This is a genomic window from Denitromonas ohlonensis (genome assembly GCF_007625205.1).
In the GTDB taxonomy this organism is placed as follows: domain Bacteria; phylum Pseudomonadota; class Gammaproteobacteria; order Burkholderiales; family Rhodocyclaceae; genus Nitrogeniibacter; species Nitrogeniibacter ohlonensis.
On sequence record NZ_VMNI01000002.1, the window covers coordinates 325,018 to 342,852 of the forward strand.

Genomic DNA, 17,835 nt, shown 5'->3' on the forward strand with positions numbered 1-17,835 from the left:
TTCTTTTTAAACCGGGGATCAGCTACATTTGGTAACAAGTGGGTCACACCACACCTGTAGCGATCCTCATATGCCCGCATCCCGCCGTATCGGCCATTCGCCTTTTGCGACCTCGTCGGCGGCCGAACTCGCCCTGCCGATCACTGCCCTGGCCGCCGATACGCCGCTGCCTGCCGCGCTGGCCAATCTGGCCAGTAGCGCATCCCACGCCGTGCTGGCCGAACGCCACGGCGAAATCATCGGCATTCTGACCGAGCGCTCCGCCTTGGCGCTGGGGCTGGAGCTGACATCCCGGAATCAGCCGACCGCACAACGGCTGGCAGACGTCTGCCAGCACCCGGTGCTGTGGGCAAAGGCGGATGAGAACTATGTCGATGTGTACGAGCGCATGCTCCGCCACGGCATGCGCCACGCCATTGTCCGGGGCACCGATGGCGAGATGATCGGCCTGCTCTCCGAAAGTGCCATCCTCGGCCGGATGGGCATTGAGCACTTTGCACACCTCGACGCCATCGATCAGGTCATGACCCCTCGGTTGACCACGGTGACACCCGGCATGTCGGTGCGCGATTGCGCCGACCTGATGCGCAAGGAACACATCGGTTGCGTCGTCGTGGCATCCGGCGCCGACATGCCGCTGGGCATCCTGACCACACGCGACATCACCCGTTTGCTGGTCAAGCGCGACGCATTGCATACCGTGCAAGTCGCTGAGGTGATGACATCGCCGGTCATTCAACTGACCGCGGATCGCCCGGTGTTCGAAGCCGCCCGCCTGATGTCCTCACACGGCATCCGACACGTCATCATCACGCGGGGCGATGCGTTGTGCGGCGTCGTCTCCGAACACGACATCGTGCGCTGCCTGGAGCATCGCTACGTTGACGTGCTGCGCCGGGTCATCCACCGCCAGGCCGACGAACTCGAAGCCCACCGGCAAGTTCACGCTCACAACAACGTGCTCGACCAACTCCTGTCGCACAGCCAGGCGCTCGGATTGTGTCTTGTCGAGGCCGACGGCCAGGTTGATTTCGTCAACGCCGCCGCACGCGCATTGCTCCAACTCGCACCGGCACAGCCTGCCGGCCGGCTCGATGACGTTCTCCAGCATGCAACCGACGAAGCTCGGGCCGCCATTACCGCGCTTATTCACACCACGCCGCCCGCCGCGCCGGTGTCGATCCCGCTTGGCGAGCGCCAACTCATGGTGCAGGCCCAGCCGTTTGCGACCCATGCCCAGAGCGACGCGCTGTCGCACCTGCTGATCCTGATCGACGAATCCGTCGCCAAGGAGGCCGGAGAGCTGCTGGGTTTCAGCCGACACGCCTTTGGCACCATGGCGCTCCCGATGATGTGGGCCGACACCGAAGGCACGATCTCGCTGAGCAATGCCGCATTCAAACGACTGGCCGGTTGCGAGGGCGCCGACACAGCGCTCAGCCTGGATCAGCTCTTCGACCCTGCCGACACCCTGCGCCCCCCGCCGGACGACAGCGACGCCTTACGTGTTCAGTGCCAGCTCATACGCGCCGACGGCCAGAAGATCCCGGTCGAGTTGTTCTTCAACAAAATGCACTTCCTGGGCAAGCACTATCTGGGCGGCTTCATCATCGACCTCACGGTTCAGGACGCCATCGAGCAGGCACTGCACGAGTCCGAACAGCGCCTCGACACCCTGCTTGCCACGTCCCCGGATTTCATCGCCGTCAAAGACGCGGCGGGCCGCTGGCAAATGGCCAACTCCGCCGGTCTGCACATGTACGGGCTGAACCAGACCGACTGGAAAGGAAAAACCAATTCACAACTCGCCGCCCACGCCGGCGGCCCCATGCAGGACATCCTGTCCCGCTGCAACAACACCGACAAGCTGGCCTGGTCTCGCCGCGAGTCCATCCGCTACATCGAAGAGATCCCTCACACCGACGCGCCCGGCCTGCGCTCGCTGGACATGATCAAGACCCCGATTCTGGACGCGTATCAGCAGCCAAAAGCCCTGATGGTGATAGGCCGTGACATCACCGAGCGCATGCGCGCCGAAAGCTCGCGCCGCGAAAGCGATGAGCGCCTGCACGGTGCACTCTCGGGCATGGACGATCTGATGCTGATCACCAACTGCGAGGGGCAGATTCAGGATCATTACCCCAAACCTGCCCCACAGCGTTTTCAATTCCCCAGCCCCGAACTCACCGGCCTGGACGTCAGCACGCTCCTCCCCTCCGAGGCACTCGCACACTTCGATGCCGCGCACGAAAAACTCCGAAGCGGGCTTGGCATTCAGCAATTCGACTACGCAGTCGAGGTCGGTGAGCAAACCCACTGGTTCAATGTCAGGGTGTCGCGCCACCGGCTGGCCAATGGCGGGCAAAACGGCATGACGCTGATGATTCGCGACATCACCGCCAGCCGAAAGACCGCCGAACAGCTCGATCGCCTCAAAGCCACCATGGAAGACCATGTCGATGCCCGTACCGGCGAGCTGAAGAACGCACTTGATGAGCTCGAATCCTTCAGCTATTCGCTCTCGCACGATCTGCGCGCCCCACTGCGGGCGATCGACGGATTCGGCCGCCTGCTCGGGCAGAACATGGCGGGTCAGCTCAACGAGGTGAATCGCGAATATCTGGAACGCATTCAATCCGCTGTCGACCGGATGGGCGGCCTCATCGACGACATGCTCGACCTCGCCCGACTGTCACGCAAACCGGTCGAACGTCAGCCCGTGGACATCAGCCAGATGGCCCGCCGAGTTGTCACCGACCTGTCTGAACGCGACCCGGAGCGTGCCGTTACCTGGGATATTGCCCGCGATCTGCGCGCCAATGCCGACCCCATCCTGATGCAGTCGGTCCTCGACAATCTGCTCAGCAACGCCTGGAAGTTCAGCCGGCGCGTCGATGCGGCACACATCAAAGTGTTTTCGGAACAACGCGACGGGCAACACTGGTTTGTCGTCGAAGACAACGGCGCGGGCTTCGACATGGCCTACGCCGACAAGCTGTTCAAACCTTTTCAGCGCCTGCACTCGCCGCGCGACTTCGACGGCACCGGCGTTGGCCTGGCCACCGTGCAGCGCATCGTCACCCGCCACGGCGGACGAATTGAAGCGCAATCCGGTGAGAAGCCGGGCGCGACCTTTCGCTTTTGCCTCGGCGAATAACCCCCGCGCCGCGAGCCCGGCAACTCAGCATCAATCTCCCGCAATAGACGCTGTTTTCTTGCGTCAGATCAGTTTTGCGCCATCGGAGCACCCTATAATTTCTGAATAAGCAGAAAGGGGAGGCCGAATGACAACAGCAACAGAAACGCTCGTGGGCGCCAGTGCCGATTTTCTTAAGCGCTTTTCACCCTTCGACCAAATGGAGCCGGAGGCGCTGGACTATCTGTCCGAGCGCGTACTCCTCGGCTTCTTCAGCAAGGGCGCGACCATTCTGTCCGCCGAAATGGGTCAGCCGCGCCACTTCTACATCATCCAGCGCGGCAAGGTGCAAGCCAGCCAGAGCGGTGACGTCGCCCTCACCGAATACGCCTCCATGACGCTCGGGCCGGGCGAGTGCTTCCCGATCGGCGCGATCTCCGCCGGCCGCCCCTCCACCAACACCTACATGGCGCTCGAAGACAGCTTCTGCTTCCAGCTCCCCGCCGACGACTTCATGGCGCTGATGCGCATCAGCCCGGTCTTCCACGTCTTCTGCACCCAATACATCGCCAGCCTGCTCAGTCAGTCACGCCAGCAGTTGCAGAGCACCTTCTCGCAACGCGCGGCCGAACAGCAGACCATGACGACCCCGCTCGGCCATCTGATCAAACGCGACCCGATCTTTGTCACGCCCGACACCAGCACCCGCAGCGCACTCGAGAAAATGAACGAAATGCGCATCGGCTGCATGGTGGTCGCCGATGCCGACGCCCGCCCGGTGGGCATTCTCACCCAGAGCGATCTGCTGTCCCGCATCGTGCTCCCCGCTTTCGACCTGAATCGACCGATTTCGGATGTCATGACCCCGGCGCCGCAAGTCTTGCAAATGACGGCAACGGCCTACGACGCCGCGCTCGAAATGGCCACCCATGCCCGCCGGCATCTGCTGGTGGTCGACTCCGATGACAAACTGCGCGGCGTGGTGTCCGAGCGCGATCTGTTCTCGTTGCAACGCATCGGCCTGCGCCAGATTCGCGCCAGCATCGAAGGCGCCGACGACATCGAATCGCTGCAGCACGCGAGCCGCGACATCCGGCAACTGGCGCTCAACCTCATCGCGCAGGGCATCGGTTCTGAACAGCTCACGCGCTTCATCTCCGCCCTCAACGACGCCCTCACCCGCCGCATCATTACCCTCGAGCTGGGGCGTCACGAGTTGTTCGGCGTGCAGTTTTGCTGGCTGGCCTTTGGCTCCGAAGGGCGTCACGAGCAGACGCTGTCGACCGACCAGGACAACGGCATCATCTTCTCCGCCCCCGAAGGCGAACGCGACGCGATCAAACAAAAACTGCTGGCCTTCGCCAAAGACGCCAACGATGCGCTGGCCGCCTGCGGCTTCCCGCTGTGCAAAGGCAACATCATGGCCAGCAACCCCGAGCTGTGCCTGACGCTCGAAGAGTGGAAGCGGCGCTTCGGTGCCTGGATTCGTGAGCCCGACCCGCAAGCCCTGCTCAACGCGTCGATTTTCTTCGACTTCCGGGTGCTCTTCGGTAGCGAGAAGATTGGCGACCAACTGCGTCGCTGGTTGCTCGAAACTGCACGCGGCAACTCCACCTTCCTGCGCATGATGGCGCAAAATGCGCTGGCCGTGGCCCCCCCTCTGGGTCGCTTCCGCGACTTTGTGGTCGAAGACGACGGCATGATCGACCTGAAAAAATCGGGCGCACGCCTGTTCGTCGACGTCGCCCGCATTCTGTCGCTACGCTCTGGCGTCGAGGCATCCAGCACGGTCGGTCGCCTGCGCCAGTCGGGTCAGCGCGCCAACATGGCCGAAGAAGAACTCGACGCCATCACCGACGGCTTCCACTTCATCCAGCTCCTGCGCCTGCGCTCGCAACACCTCGACACCGAGCACGACGCACCCGGCGACAATAAAATCGACCCTGATACGCTCAATGAGCTCGATCGGCGCATTCTCAAAGAAGCTTTCCGACAGGCTCGAAAGCTGCAACTTCGGCTTAAACTGGATTACCAGCTCTAAGACCACGCTTTCCCCCGTGCGCGGCGGCAGCACCTCTCTGGCGTCGCGCATGCAGATTCCGCTTTTTTACGACTCACGCTTGGCAAACCACCACCGATGACCTGGCTCTCTCGACTTATCCCTGGCGCTCACCCCCCCGTACAACTGGCACCCGAGATCCGTGCACGGCTCGATGCCTGGCGCAAACTGCCCGAGACGGCGCTCACCGCACAACACACCGAGACGCGCTATGTCATTGTCAACACGGAGGCCAGCGGCCTGGACCTGAGCAAGGATCGGCTTCTGTCGGTCGCGGCCATCGCCATCGAAGGCGGACTGATCGACCCGAAACTCGCGTTCTATCAAAGTCTCGAACCCGATCCCGCAGACGCGCTGACCGGCTTGCTCGAATTCATCGGCAGCTCACCGATCGTGGTTTTCAACGCGGGCTTCAATAAACGCGTGATCCTCAACGCCATAGAACGCGTACTGGATGTTGAGCCCGAACTGCACTGCATCGACCTTTACTGGCTGCTGCCGGCCCTGTTTGCCGAGCGTGGCCAGAGCGCAAGCAAACTGACCGAGTGGATGAACGCCTTGCGAATCGAGACCTTCCAGCGGCACCATGCGCTGGGCGACGGCTACGCCATTGCGCAGCTATTTCTCGCAACGCAGGCCCGAGGGCGCCTGCTGGGCCACAGCACGCCCCAAGCGCTCATCGAACTCGAGCATGCCCGTCAGCGCCTGAAGCGCCCGCTCTGAACGCACTCAATCTGCCACCCAATGCGCAATCGACGCACTGGGCGGCAGCGCATCATGGGGCCAGCGCGCATAGCGCACGCCCGCCGCTTCCAGCGTTTCGCGCTTGAATGCATCGCCCGGCGACGAACGCTCACCCCGCGCAAGATCCACCGCTGCCACGGGAATCAGCGCACGGGTACAGACCACAAAATCGAGCAACGCATCCTTTTCAATCGCCTCCAGTCCAGCCGCCCGGCGCAATGACGCGCGTGGAAAAATCTCATACGCGGGCAGCGCCGCCTTAAGACGCTGATACGCCGTTGCCCGCACGGCATCCAGATACGCGGGCCTTGCGCTTTCCGGCACCGCAACCGTCTCGACAAGCGGCGCAACATCATGAGAGCGCTCGCCGTCCATGGCCCGGGGCGTCGCGGCATCGCCCCTCACCGCACGCCCACCTGGCAGTTCGCCGTGGGCCAACAAAAAGGCCATCTCTCGGGCTTGCTCAGACTCTCGATGCTCGCGCCGACGACGGCGCACCAACACGCCTAGCCAAACGATGGCCAGGACCGACACAAAGAAAAAAATCCACGCCATCCCGTTCGCTCTCCTTATCGTCAGCGCTAAAAATAAAAACAGTGCCAAAAATCAGCGCTTTACTGAAGCGCGCCAAGAAAGTATATTCGCGCGGATGGGTATTCGACACGCACTTCCTGTTGCTGCACTTCTGCTCGCCCTGACTTTGCCTGGCACGGTGTACAGCACGGAAAACGCAAGCGCGGCCTTGCCGGAGCCCAACAGTACGCCCGTGAGCGCAGGCGCGCCGATCAGCGAACTGATTGTGCAGGGTCTGGCGTATCTTGATACCCCGTATCGCTTCGGCGGCAATTCCCGCGACACCGGCATCGACTGCAGCGCCCTGGTACAGCAAGTCTTCCAGCGGGCGCTGGGCCTTGATCTGCCCCGCACGACCAGCGAATTGGCCAAGATCGGCGACAGTCTCAAACGCGCGCAGCTCAAAGCGGGCGACCTGGTGTTCTTCAATACGCGTCGCCGTGCGTATTCTCACGTGGGCATCTACCTGGGTAGCGATCGCTTCCTCCATGCGCCCTCCAGCGGCGGCAAGGTGCGCATCGAAAGCCTGAACACTCGCTACTGGAACAAGCGATTCAACGGTGGCCGGCGCGTCGTCAGCCACACGACAAGCCCGACCATCGCCACCGCCCTGCAGTAAGCAGCCCCCGCTCAAGCGCCTCGATTCGGGCAGTCCCGACAACGGCTGCCAGCGCGCTTGTCGAGCGCCTGCTTGAGCGCGCACACCGAACGCCGACAACACACGAATTCCACGCCCGCCTTACCGGCCGCTTCCCGGAAGCGCTGCATGACATTGTGGCCAAGGAAATCCGTAAACAGGATCACCAGGTCCACGCCCACCGGAAGATCCGCCGCGCGTCTTTGATGAGATCGGTCCCGGCCAGTCACGTGGGCCGCGATCCGGATTCCGAACTCATCCAGAACCCCGGGGATGTTACCGAGACGGTCGGCGCCGATCAGCATTGCATTCATGACAAATTCCTATTGAGAACGATTCGCATCCAGATTACACCGAATGAGAATCGTTTGCATTCGTAATTTGTTCTCGTTACACTTTGGACACTCAAATTTTCTTGAACCAAAGGTCCGACCAATCATGAATCGTACTGTTGCCGCTGCTGCCTTGTGCGCACTGTTCTCCGTCTCCTCGGCACACGCCGACGACAAAGTGCTCAACCTCTATACCGCGCGCCACTATCAAACTGACGAAGCGCTATACGCCAACTTCACCAAGGCCACCGGCATCAAGGTCAACCGTATCGAGGGCAAGGAAGACGCCTTGCTGGAGCGGATTCGCAGCGAAGGGGAGAACAGCCCGGCCGACGTGCTCATCACGGTCGACGCCTCCCGCCTCGCCAAGGCCGACGAGCTGGGGGTGTTCGCCCCGGTCAAATCCGAATCGCTCACCAGCCGCATCCCGGCAAACCTGCGCACCGACACCTGGTTCGCCTTCTCCACCCGCGCCCGCGTCATTGTGTACAACAAGGCTGGCATCAAGCCTGAGCTGGTCCAGAACTACGAAGACCTCGCCAACCCGGCACTGAAAGCCAAGGTGTGCACGCGCTCGGGCAGCCATCCCTACAACCTGTCGCTGGGCGCATCCATGATTGAGCACCACGGCATCGAAAAGACCGAAGCCTGGGCCAAAGGCATCGTCGCCAACTTTGCACGCCAGCCCAAGGGCGGCGACACCGACCAGATCCGCGCCGTCGCGGCGGGCGAATGCGGCGTGGCGATTGCCAACAGCTACTACGTGGCGCGCCTGATCAACTCGACCAAGCCGGAAGACCAGCAAGTCATGGACGCCGTCGGCGTCATCTGGCCGAACCAGACCAACGTCGGCACGCACATCAACGTGTCTGGCGGGGGCATGCTCAAGCACGCACCGAACAAGGCCGCTGCCGTGGCCTTCCTCGAGTACCTGGCGTCGGACGAAGCACAACGCTACTTCGCCGATGGCAACAACGAATGGCCGGTGGTGCAGTCCGTCAAGGTGAGCAATGCCGCACTTGAGAAGCTGGGCACCTTCAAAGCGGATGCCCTGCCGGTCGGCAAACTCGCCAACTCGGTTGCCGAGGCGCAAAAAGCCTACGATCGCGCCGGCTATCGCTGAGTCGATACGCGCCAGCAAAGCGGCCTTCGGGTCGCTTTTTTTTCGCCGACACGCCGCCGCTTTAGCCCTCGAGCGCCCAAACCCTCACCGCCGGCAGCACGCCGGCGCCCAAAAAGAAAAACCCCCATGGGCTTTCGCGCATGGGGGTGTCAGGCGATGTTCGGTGATCAGAACATGTCGTCTTCAAGTGCCAGCGCACCGGCCGCACCATTGACGACCGAGTAGGCCAGCCCCGGTGCCTGCGACAAGATGTGGTCGGCGTAGAAACGCGCCGTCACGATCTTGGCCTGGTAGAACGACGCATCACCCGCGCCTTCGTTCAAGCGCGTCTGCGAGATCATTGCCGCGCGCGCCATCTGCCAGCCACCGGCCACAATACCGAACAGCTTGAGCATGGGCACAGCGCCCACCGAAGCCGCCTTGATGTCGTTGCCGTAAGTGGCCAACACATAATCAGTCGCCTCTTCCAGCGCGGTAATGCCTGCCGACAGCGCCGTGCGGATCGCCTTGTATTCCGGGGCGCTCTGCTCGTTCAACTGCACCACAACGCCGCGCATCTGCTCGATCACGGCCTTCATGGCCAGGCCGCCATCGCGCGAGATTTTGCGGCCGATCAGGTCGTTGCCCTGAATGGCGGTCGTGCCTTCGTAGATGGTGGTGATACGGGCATCACGGAAATGCTGTGCCGCCCCGGTTTCTTCGATAAAGCCCATGCCGCCGTGAATCTGAACGCCGGTCGAGGCGATGTCGATCGAGTTCTCGGTGCACCAGCCTTTGACGATGGGAATCAACAAATCGACAAAGGCCTGATTCTGCGCACGCACCGCCTCATCCGGGTGATCGTGGGCCATGTCGGTGGCTGCACCCACCACATAGGCCAGCGCACGCATCGCCTCGGTCTGGGACTTCATCGACATCAGCATGCGACGCACATCCGGGTGACGGATGATTGCCACCTTACCGCCGCCACGCACGCCGGGTTCGGTCCCCTGCACGCGGTCACGGGCGTAGCCCAGCGCCTGCTGATAAGCACGCTCAGCCAGCGCCAGACCTTCCATGCCGACCGCAAAACGCGCCTCGTTCATCATGATGAACATGTACTCGAGGCCGCGGTTCGCTTCGCCGATCAGGTAGCCCGTTGCGCCGCCCTTGTCGCCAAAGGCCAGCACGCAGGTCGGGCTGGCATGGATGCCCAGCTTGTGCTCGATCGACACGCAATGCACATCATTGCGCGCGCCGATCGTACCCTCGGCATCGACCATGAACTTCGGCACCAGGAACAGCGAAATGCCCTTCACGCCTTCCGGTGCATCCGGCAGACGCGCCAGCACCAGGTGAACGATATTGTCGGTCAGGTCGTGCTCACCGTAGGTGATGAAAATCTTCTGACCGAAGACCTTGTAGCTACCATCGGCCTGCGGCTCGGCGCGGGTGCGAACCGCCGCCAGATCGGAACCGGCTTGCGGCTCGGTGAGGTTCATGGTGCCGGTCCACTCGCCGCTCACCATGCGGGTCAGGTACACCGCTTTTTGCTCATCGGTGCCGCGCAGCATCAAGGCTTCGATCGCACCGTTGGTCAGCATCGGACAAAGCGAAAAGGCCATGTTGGCCGACTTCCACATCTCCATCACCGCGGTGTTGACCAGCTTGGGCAGACCCTGACCGCCATACTCCGGATCGCAGGCCAGCGCCGTCCAGCCGGACTCGGCGAACTGGCGGTAGGCGCCCTGCCAGCCCGGCGCCGTCGTGACCTGGCCATCGGCCCACTTGGCACCGATCTGGTCGCCGGTGCGGTTCAGCGGCGACAACACGCCGGTGGCGAACTTGCCGGCCTCTTCGAGCACCGCGTCGACCAGGTCGTCGGTGGCATCGCCAAAGCTCGGCAACTGACCCACTTGCTCAAGGCCTGCCAGTTCCTTCATCACGAACTGCATATCCCGAATCGGGGCAACGTACTCGCTCATTGTCCATGCACTCCTGTCCAGTGTTTGATTGTGGTTGCGACGATCGCCGCAGCCGTGCCTATTTGTTCTTCAAGTAAAGACGGTCATCGAAAGTAGCGACCCAATCGGGTCGATAGATGACCATCACGGTAATCACTGCGCCTGACAACCAGGCCTCGGAGAAGCCCAGCAGCAGGAAATACGGCAGATAGTCCGACGCCAGAAATTCCAGGGAATACACACCGGCGATGCTCAGCACCACCGACGCCAATAACCCCTGCGCCATCACCGTGGCCGCACTGCCGAAAAACGCGACCACAAACACATACACAAAAAAGTGCCGCGGCAGACGCCACGCCACCAGACGACGCACGCCTTCGGCGACCAACACCGGCCACACCACCATCAGCAGCCAGTTCAGCCCCAGACTCGGCCAGTCGCCCCCGGTGGCCAGCATGACCGCCGCCAGCACGATGCCGAGCACCGCCATGGCCAACTGCGGGCCAAACAACAAGGTCGCCACCATTGCGCCGAGCAGGTGCAGATCCAGACCGGGAAGCACCCCCGCCTTCATTCGCCACACCAGCATCAGCGCAACCGACGTCCCGAGCCATACATTGATGCGCTCGGGACGACGCAGGCTGGCCCACGGGCCGGTCCGGATAATCCAGACCAGCACCGCACTGGCGAGCGCGTACGCCCCCCAAAGCCAGCCTTCGGCAAACAACCCAGCGGTGAAGTTCACCGCCGCAACGCCTTGCGCTTAACCCAGTGCCGCAGTCAGCGCCGGGACAGCGTCGAACAGATCGGCCACCAGGCCGTAATCGGCCACCTGGAAGATCGGGGCTTCTTCATCCTTGTTGATGGCGACGATGACTTTCGAATCCTTCATGCCGGCCAGGTGCTGGATGGCGCCCGAGATGCCGATGGCCACATACAGCTGCGGCGCGACGATCTTGCCGGTCTGACCGACCTGATAGTCGTTGGGCACATAGCCCGCATCGACTGCGGCGCGGCTGGCGCCGAGAGCTGCGTTGAGCTTGTCAGCCAGCGGCTCGAGCAGGCTGTGATAGTTCTCGCCATTGCCTAGACCGCGACCGCCGGACACGATGATCCCCGCTGCGCCCAATTCAGGACGCTCGGATTTGGTCAGCTCACGATTGACCAGCTTGGTCAGGCCGGTATCAGCCCCGGCATCGAGCGCTTCAACACTGCCGCTGCCGCCGGTCTCGGCGACCGGATCGAAACCGGTGGTACGCACGGTGATGACCTTGACCGGATCCGCGCTTTGCACGGTGGCAATCGCGTTGCCGGCATAGATCGGACGACGGAAGGTGTCAGCCGACACCACGGTGACGATCTCGGAGATCTGCGCCACATCCAGTTGGGCAGCCACGCGCGGCATCACGTTCTTGCCGAAGGTGGAGGCCGCGGCGAGGATATGGGTGTAACCGCCGGCGTTGGCCACCACGAGGGCGGCCACGTTCTCGGCGCCACCGTCGGCATAGTGGGCGGCATCGGCCACGCGCACTTTGCTCACACCGGCAATCTTGGCGCCGGCTTCAGCGGCAGCACCGCATCCGCTGCCAACCACGAGCAGGTCGATGTCGCCACCGATGGCCTGGGCCGCGGCGAGCGTGTTGAGGGTGCCAGCCTTGATGCTGGCGTTGTCGTGTTCTGCAATGACGAGAATGCTCATGTTCAGATCACCTTCGCTTCGTTCTTGAGTTTGGCGACCAGTTCGGCCACATCGGCGACTTTGACACCGGCGCTGCGCTTGGGCGGCTCTTCAACCTTGAGCGTCTTCAGGCGCGGCGCCACATCCACGCCCAGATCGGCGGGGGTGACAGTTTCCAGCGGCTTCTTCTTGGCCTTCATGATGTTCGGCAGCGTGGCGTAACGCGGCTCGTTCAGGCGCAGGTCGGTGGTCACGATGGCCGGCAGGCTCATCGACAGCGTCTCGAGACCGCCGTCGATCTCGCGGGTCACCGTGGCCTTGCCGTCGGCAATTGCCACTTTGGAGGCGAAGGTCGCTTGCGGCAGGTTCAGCAGCGCGGCCAGCATCTGACCGGTCTGGTTGGCGTCGTCATCGATCGCCTGCTTGCCGAGGATGACCAGTTGGGGGCCTTCCTTCTCGACCAGAGTCTTGAGCAGCTTGGCCACGGCCAGCGGCTGGAGCTCTTCGTCGGTCTGCACCAGAATGCCGCGGTCGGCACCGATGGCCATGGCGGTGCGCAGGGTTTCCTGACACTGGGCCACACCGCAAGACACGGCGATCACTTCCGTCGCCACACCCGCTTCTTTCAGACGCACAGCCTCTTCGACGGCGATTTCGTCGAAGGGGTTCATGCTCATCTTGACGTTGGCAATATCGACACCGCTGTTGTCGGCCTTCACGCGTACTTTTACGTTGTAATCAACGACCCGTTTGACGGGAACCAGAATTTTCAAGGCTGTCCTCCTTAATCCAATCTTCAGAAAGGCAATACTGCTACAAAGCCAACAATCATTATGGCATCGCCCACGATGTTTCGCTCGATGCCCCCGGATGACAAATTTCCATACGGAAAAGTATGGGCCGTACGGTAGCGTATGGAGGGTGATTTTGTCAATACTACGCCGTATGGAAAATTCGAAGACCAAACCCCGCGCCCAACTCGACCGTTCGGCCTGGGTGCTCGCCGCCACCGAACTGCTGGCAAAAGAAGGCGTCGCCGGCTTGCGCGTGGAGTTGCTGGCCAAGCACTTGAAGGTGACCAAGGGCAGTTTCTACTGGCACTTCAAGGATCGCAGCGATCTGCTGCTATCGGTGCTGGAGGTCTGGAAAGAAGGCCGTATCCGCGACATCGTGAAGCAAACACGCGCCAACACCGGCAAAGAGTTGTCGCAATTGCACCACGTGATCGAGGTCTACAGCGCCAGCCGCAGCCGCAAGGGCATGATGATCGAGCTGGCCGTGCGCGACTGGGCACGTCGTGACGAAGCCGCCGCAGCGATTGTTGAAGAGGTGGATACCTGGCGCCTCAAGTGCGCCCGCGAACTCTTTCTGGCCTGCGGTGTACCAATGGCCGAAGCGTCCAGCCGCAGCATGTTGCTCTACGCCTATGTGTTCGGCGTCTCGCTGATGTTCTGCGACCGATACGCCGACAACGTGAACGACCTCAAGAACGATATTGCCGGCCTGATCGCGAGCTCATCCAACGCCACCAGCAGCTAACGCACCGGCTTCACGCGATCAACGTGTCCAGCCGTGGCAATGCGCACCGCGCATTCGCCTCGGTTGCCGCGATCACCTCCGCCAGCGGCTCACCTCGCAACGCCGCCAGCGTTTCGGCAATTCGCACCAAGTTGACCGGCGCGTTTCGCTGCCCCCGCGCCCATTCGGGCGACATGTCCGGCGCATCGGTTTCGAGCACCATCGCGGTGAGCGGCAAGCTCGCCGCCAGCGCACGAATCCGGCGCGATCCCGGATAGGTCAGCGTCCCGCCAAACCCCAGTTTGAAGCCCATCGCCAGCAAGGTGTCGGCCTGCTGGCGGCTACCATTGAAGGCATGGGCAATCCCGCCGCTGACTCCGATCTTTTTCAAGGATCGGATAATCGGCTCAACGGCGTGGCGCACATGCAGGATCACCGGCAGATCAAATCGTTTGGCCAGCGCCAGCTGCGCCTCGAACCACGGCAACTGCGTGGCAAGATCCGGCGCCGGAATATACCCATCCAGACCGATCTCGCCCACCGCCACCGCATCCGGCCGCGCCAGCCGCTGCGTGAGCAACTCAAGGTCTTCCTGCCTTGCGCGGTCGATGTAAAGGGGATGCAGCCCGTAGGCGCGCGCCACGTTCGGTGTGACATCAGCGAAGGTGTCGAGCGCATCAAAGCCTGCCGCGGTGACGGCCGGGACCACGAAGGCCCCAACCCCCGCCGCGCGCGCCGCGTCGATCACCGATTGGCGGTCTGGCGAAAATTCATCCGCGTCGAGATGAATGTGGGTATCGATCAGCATCACACCCGCATCCTGTCGCTCAGCGACCCTTCCAGACCGGCTTGCGCTTGGCGATGAAGGCGTCGATGCCCTCGCCCGCATCCTCGGTCATCATGTTGCAGGCCATGGTTTCGGCCGCGGTCTGATACGCGGCGTCGATGCCCATTTCGAGTTGCTGATAGAACAACTGCTTGCCCATGCTGATGGCGGCCGACGATTTGGTGCAGATTGACGCGGCCAGCTTGGCGACTTCTTCATCAAGCTGCTCGAGCGGCACCACCCGGTTGATCAGGCCGCGACGCTGTGCTTCGGCGGCATCGATGAACTCGCCGGTGACCAGCATCTCAAACGCGGCCTTACGCCCCATGTTGCGCGACAGGCCCACGCTCGGCGTCGAGCAGAACAGCCCGACGTTGATCCCCGACACGGCAAAGCGCGCGCCTTCGGCGGCCACGGCCAGATCGCACATCGATACCAGCTGGCAGCCCGCCGCGGTGGCGATGCTGTGCACCCGCGCGATGACCGGCTGGGGAATGGCGATGATCTTGCACATCAGCTTGCCGCACAGACGAAACAGGGCTTGCTGGAATTCAAGCGTGTGATTGCCACGCATTTCCTTGAGGTCGTGACCGGCGCAAAAGGCCTTGCCCTCGCCGGCCAGCACCACCACACGCACCGCCGGATCGGCGGCAATCGCGTCCAACTCGGCGATCAACGCGTTGAGCATCGCCTCGGACAAGGCATTGAACTGCGCCGGGCGATTCAGGGTCAGGTGAGCGACGCCATCGCGGTCCTCGCGCAAGACCATCGGGCTATCGTCCTGATTCAGCACTGCACTCATGATTCTCTCCTCCGTGCCGGGCAGTCTCTACGGACGCCCGGGCATTGGCTCGACCGCTCACGGCTGTGAGCGGCGTTATCGATTCATGTTAGCGCGCTGATGGCGAATTGACCAGACGGTAGCGTATGGATCAGTCGATCGCGTCGGTCGAACGCATGCGCTCGCGCAGCACGAACTTCTGGATCTTGCCGGTCGAGGTCTTCGGCAATTCGCTGAACACGATTTTTTTCGGCAGCTTGTAACTGGCCAGATGCTCGCGGCAATGCGCCACCAGCTCGGCCTCGGTCACGCTCGCCCCCTCGCGCAGTTCGATAAAGGCCGCCGGCACTTCGCCCCACTTGTCATCCGGCGCAGCCACCACGGCGACGGCCATCACGGCCGGATGCTTGTAAAGCGCGTCTTCGACCTCGATGGAGGAGATGTTTTCGCCGCCAGAAATGATGATGTCCTTGGAGCGATCCTTGATCTTCACGTAGCCATCGGGCTGCAGCACACCCAGGTCACCCGAATGAAACCACCCACCGCTCAAGGCCTCGCGCGTCGCCTGCGGATTCTTGAGGTAGCCCTTCATGACCAGGTTGCCGCGGAACATGATCTCGCCCATGGTTTCGCCGTCGCGTGGCACGGGCTGCATGGTCTCCGGGTCCATCACCGTGATGCCTTCCTGGACGTGATAGGTCACGCCTTGCCGGCCGTTGAGCCGCACCTGCTCGGCCAGCGGCAGATCGGCCCAGTCATCATGCTTGGCGCACACCGCTGCCGGGCCGTAGGTCTCGGTCAGGCCATACACATGGGTCAGCTCGACACCGATCTTCGCCATGCCTTCAATCACCGACGCCGGCGGCGGCGCGGCGGCCACCAGACCATTGAGTTTGTGATCAATGCCTTCGCGCATCGCGGCCGGCGCATTGGCCAGCATCGCATGCACAATCGGCGCGCCGCAGTAGTGCGTGACGCCATGCGCGCGAATCGCGTCAAAAATCAACGCCGGGTCCACCCGGCGCAGGCACACGTTCACCCCCGCATTGGCCGCCATGGTCCACGGAAAGCACCAGCCATTGCAGTGGAACATCGGCAGCGTCCACAAATACACCGCATGCGGCGCCATGCCCCAGGAGACGATGTTCGACAGCGCATTCAGGTACGCGCCGCGGTGGTGGTACACCACGCCTTTCGGGTTGCCCGTGGTGCCAGAGGTGTAGTTGAGGGAGATGGCATCCCACTCATCGGCCGGCATCTCAAATGCGAACTCGGGGTCGCCTTCGGCCAGCAAGGTTTCGTAGTCGAGCGTGCCGACGCGTTCGCCGGGGCCGGTAAATTCGGGGTCGTCCACATCGACCACCAGCAGATCCTGCCGGTTGGCACGCCGCAGTGCCTCGCGCATCACCGGCGAATACTCGCGATCGGTGAGCAGCACCTTGGCCTCGCCGTGGCCAAGAATGAAGGCGGTCACATCGGCATCGAGCCGGGTGTTGATGGTGTTGAGCACCGCGCCGATGGCCGGCACGCCAAAGTGCGCTTCGAGCATTTCCGGGGTGTTGTTGAGCACCACGGCCACGGTGTCGCCCCGCCCCACCCCCCGCGCCTTGAGCGCCGAGGCGAGGCGTCGGCTGCGCGCGTACATTTCGCGCCAGGTGTAGCGACGCGCGCCATGAATGATGGCGAGGCGGTCGGGGTACACCGCCGCACTGCGCGCCAGAAAACTCAGCGGCGAGAGCGGCACATAATTGGCGTCACATCGATCAAGGCCTTCGGCATAGGGGCTGGATGTCAGGGTCATGCGTCACTCCCGCAAGGTGGTGGTTTGAAACGAGGGTTGAACGACTCCGGCTAGCGCGAACAACGCGCCCGGAAAGACTCGGCGCCCGCGCCCGGCGCCTCAAGCGCAGCCAGCCAGCGCCCGGCGTCGACCGCAAGCTGATTGACGCCCGCTCGCATCGCGACCACGCCGCCGGCGGCATCGGCCGTCGGCGCGGGCACTTCGACCGCAAAGGTCTGGCTGGCCATCACCGCATCGGTGCGCGGCGCGAGCAAGCTGGCACGCAGCTCAATCAAGGCCACGCTGGCGTCGACCGCATCGAAGCGCTGAATGAATTCATCCACATCCACCCGCAGGCGGCAACCCGAGCCATTGGTGGCGGGCTGGGCTTCAATCACGCGCCCGACCACAATCCGCACCATCTCCGACGGCATGCCGGCCCACCGGCTATTGGTATAGGCACGGCGCTCCAGCGGATGCTGCGGCACCAGACGGTATTGCATGGCCGAGGACGACAGCCACGAAGGCGCGACCACGTCGATGCCCACCAGCGGCACCGCGACCGGCACCGGCGTGTTGCCCTGTGGGCCGATGTCGTAAATGCTGAAGGATTCAGGAATGGCGCTGAAGCTGGTGCATCCGCTCAAACCGGCAAGCAGCATCAGCGCAGCCAAGCCTTTGTATCGTGTCATGCGTGCGTCTCCT

The 17,835-nt window shown here is 62.7% G+C and carries 16 protein-coding genes; 6 read left to right on the forward strand and 10 right to left on the reverse strand.

What is annotated here, in order from left to right; all coding sequences use genetic code 11:
• The first annotated feature begins 70 nt into the window (after positions 1-70).
• The 3 genes from FHP89_RS02215 (at position 71) to FHP89_RS02225 (ending at position 5,918) form a co-directional block, all read left to right on the forward strand.
• Positions 71-3,157: a CBS domain-containing protein gene (locus FHP89_RS02215; protein WP_144177100.1), complete on the forward strand. Its 3,087-nt coding sequence runs from the start codon at positions 71-73 to the stop codon at positions 3,155-3,157.
• 127 nt (positions 3,158-3,284) lie between these two features.
• On the forward strand, positions 3,285-5,177 hold the full coding sequence (locus FHP89_RS02220) for a DUF294 nucleotidyltransferase-like domain-containing protein (RefSeq protein ID WP_144177102.1): 1,893 nt from the start codon (positions 3,285-3,287) through the stop codon (positions 5,175-5,177).
• Between the two features lie 96 nt (positions 5,178-5,273).
• Positions 5,274-5,918, forward strand: a complete 645-nt coding sequence (locus FHP89_RS02225; protein WP_144177104.1) for a 3'-5' exonuclease — start codon at positions 5,274-5,276, stop codon at positions 5,916-5,918.
• Between the two features lie 6 nt (positions 5,919-5,924).
• On the opposite strand, the gene FHP89_RS02230 is transcribed toward FHP89_RS02225, so the two are convergent.
• On the reverse strand, positions 5,925-6,494 hold the full coding sequence (locus tag FHP89_RS02230; RefSeq protein ID WP_144177107.1) for a DUF2726 domain-containing protein: 570 nt from the start codon (positions 6,492-6,494) through the stop codon (positions 5,925-5,927).
• On the opposite strand from FHP89_RS02230, the gene FHP89_RS02235 reads away from it, so the two are divergent.
• Positions 6,457-7,131: a C40 family peptidase gene (locus FHP89_RS02235; protein WP_260851442.1), complete on the forward strand. Its 675-nt coding sequence runs from the start codon at positions 6,457-6,459 to the stop codon at positions 7,129-7,131. The two genes, FHP89_RS02230 and FHP89_RS02235, sit on opposite strands and share 38 nt — an antisense overlap.
• Before the next feature lie 11 nt (positions 7,132-7,142).
• Here the strand turns inward: FHP89_RS02235 and FHP89_RS02240 are convergent, their stop codons facing one another.
• On the reverse strand, positions 7,143-7,463 hold the full coding sequence (locus FHP89_RS02240; RefSeq protein WP_144177109.1) for a DUF2325 domain-containing protein: 321 nt from the start codon (positions 7,461-7,463) through the stop codon (positions 7,143-7,145).
• A gap of 124 nt (positions 7,464-7,587) precedes the next feature.
• On the opposite strand from FHP89_RS02240, the gene FHP89_RS02245 reads away from it, so the two are divergent.
• A complete protein-coding gene (locus tag FHP89_RS02245; protein WP_144177111.1) occupies positions 7,588-8,604 on the forward strand; it encodes a Fe(3+) ABC transporter substrate-binding protein in 1,017 nt (338 codons plus the stop codon).
• A gap of 167 nt (positions 8,605-8,771) precedes the next feature.
• Here FHP89_RS02245 and FHP89_RS02250 read toward each other — a convergent pair whose 3' ends face one another.
• From FHP89_RS02250 to FHP89_RS02265, 4 genes are read right to left on the reverse strand one after another with little or no spacing between them, the layout of a single operon-like run.
• The gene (locus FHP89_RS02250; RefSeq protein WP_144177120.1) at positions 8,772-10,568 is read right to left on the reverse strand and encodes an acyl-CoA dehydrogenase; all 1,797 of its coding nucleotides are present in this window, start codon (positions 10,566-10,568) and stop codon (positions 8,772-8,774) included.
• Positions 10,569-10,626: 58 nt separating this feature from the next.
• Entirely contained in the window at positions 10,627-11,292 is a 666-nt protein-coding gene (locus tag FHP89_RS02255; RefSeq protein WP_144177129.1) for an energy-coupling factor ABC transporter permease, read from the reverse strand.
• A gap of 18 nt (positions 11,293-11,310) precedes the next feature.
• A complete protein-coding gene (locus tag FHP89_RS02260; protein WP_144177138.1) occupies positions 11,311-12,246 on the reverse strand; it encodes an electron transfer flavoprotein subunit alpha/FixB family protein in 936 nt (311 codons plus the stop codon).
• Positions 12,247-12,248: 2 nt separating this feature from the next.
• Positions 12,249-12,998, reverse strand: coding sequence for an electron transfer flavoprotein subunit beta/FixA family protein (locus FHP89_RS02265; protein ID WP_144177146.1), 750 nt, complete (start codon positions 12,996-12,998; stop codon positions 12,249-12,251).
• 172 nt (positions 12,999-13,170) lie between these two features.
• On the opposite strand from FHP89_RS02265, the gene FHP89_RS02270 reads away from it, so the two are divergent.
• On the forward strand, positions 13,171-13,764 hold the full coding sequence (locus tag FHP89_RS02270; protein ID WP_144177153.1) for a TetR/AcrR family transcriptional regulator: 594 nt from the start codon (positions 13,171-13,173) through the stop codon (positions 13,762-13,764).
• A 10-nt stretch (positions 13,765-13,774) separates the two neighbouring features.
• On the opposite strand, the gene FHP89_RS02275 is transcribed toward FHP89_RS02270, so the two are convergent.
• The 4 genes from FHP89_RS02275 to FHP89_RS02290 form a co-directional block, all read right to left on the reverse strand.
• Entirely contained in the window at positions 13,775-14,551 is a 777-nt protein-coding gene (locus tag FHP89_RS02275) for a TatD family hydrolase (RefSeq protein WP_144177282.1), read from the reverse strand.
• A gap of 19 nt (positions 14,552-14,570) precedes the next feature.
• On the reverse strand, positions 14,571-15,371 hold the full coding sequence (locus tag FHP89_RS02280; protein ID WP_144177155.1) for an enoyl-CoA hydratase: 801 nt from the start codon (positions 15,369-15,371) through the stop codon (positions 14,571-14,573).
• A 130-nt stretch (positions 15,372-15,501) separates the two neighbouring features.
• Positions 15,502-17,151, reverse strand: a complete 1,650-nt coding sequence (locus FHP89_RS02285; RefSeq protein ID WP_144177157.1) for an acyl-CoA synthetase — start codon at positions 17,149-17,151, stop codon at positions 15,502-15,504.
• Between the two features lie 50 nt (positions 17,152-17,201).
• On the reverse strand, positions 17,202-17,822 hold the full coding sequence (locus FHP89_RS02290) for an ABC-type transport auxiliary lipoprotein family protein (RefSeq protein ID WP_144177159.1): 621 nt from the start codon (positions 17,820-17,822) through the stop codon (positions 17,202-17,204).
• Positions 17,823-17,835: the final 13 nt, after the last annotated feature.

Coding starts and splice junctions, on each gene's coding strand:
- FHP89_RS02290 (WP_144177159.1), bottom strand. CDS start 17,822: ATGACACGATACAAAGGCTTGGCTGCGCTGATGCTGCTTGCCGGTTTG.
- FHP89_RS02230 (WP_144177107.1), bottom strand. CDS start 6,494: ATGGCGTGGATTTTTTTCTTTGTGTCGGTCCTGGCCATCGTTTGGCTA.
- FHP89_RS02215 (WP_144177100.1), top strand. CDS start 71: ATGCCCGCATCCCGCCGTATCGGCCATTCGCCTTTTGCGACCTCGTCG.
- FHP89_RS02270 (WP_144177153.1), top strand. CDS start 13,171: ATGGAAAATTCGAAGACCAAACCCCGCGCCCAACTCGACCGTTCGGCC.
- FHP89_RS02220 (WP_144177102.1), top strand. CDS start 3,285: ATGACAACAGCAACAGAAACGCTCGTGGGCGCCAGTGCCGATTTTCTT.
- FHP89_RS02235 (WP_260851442.1), top strand. CDS start 6,457: ATGGCCAGGACCGACACAAAGAAAAAAATCCACGCCATCCCGTTCGCT.
- FHP89_RS02275 (WP_144177282.1), bottom strand. CDS start 14,551: ATGCTGATCGATACCCACATTCATCTCGACGCGGATGAATTTTCGCCA.
- FHP89_RS02250 (WP_144177120.1), bottom strand. CDS start 10,568: ATGAGCGAGTACGTTGCCCCGATTCGGGATATGCAGTTCGTGATGAAG.
- FHP89_RS02280 (WP_144177155.1), bottom strand. CDS start 15,371: ATGAGTGCAGTGCTGAATCAGGACGATAGCCCGATGGTCTTGCGCGAG.
- FHP89_RS02225 (WP_144177104.1), top strand. CDS start 5,274: ATGACCTGGCTCTCTCGACTTATCCCTGGCGCTCACCCCCCCGTACAA.
- FHP89_RS02260 (WP_144177138.1), bottom strand. CDS start 12,246: ATGAGCATTCTCGTCATTGCAGAACACGACAACGCCAGCATCAAGGCT.
- FHP89_RS02245 (WP_144177111.1), top strand. CDS start 7,588: ATGAATCGTACTGTTGCCGCTGCTGCCTTGTGCGCACTGTTCTCCGTC.
- FHP89_RS02240 (WP_144177109.1), bottom strand. CDS start 7,463: ATGAATGCAATGCTGATCGGCGCCGACCGTCTCGGTAACATCCCCGGG.
- FHP89_RS02285 (WP_144177157.1), bottom strand. CDS start 17,151: ATGACCCTGACATCCAGCCCCTATGCCGAAGGCCTTGATCGATGTGAC.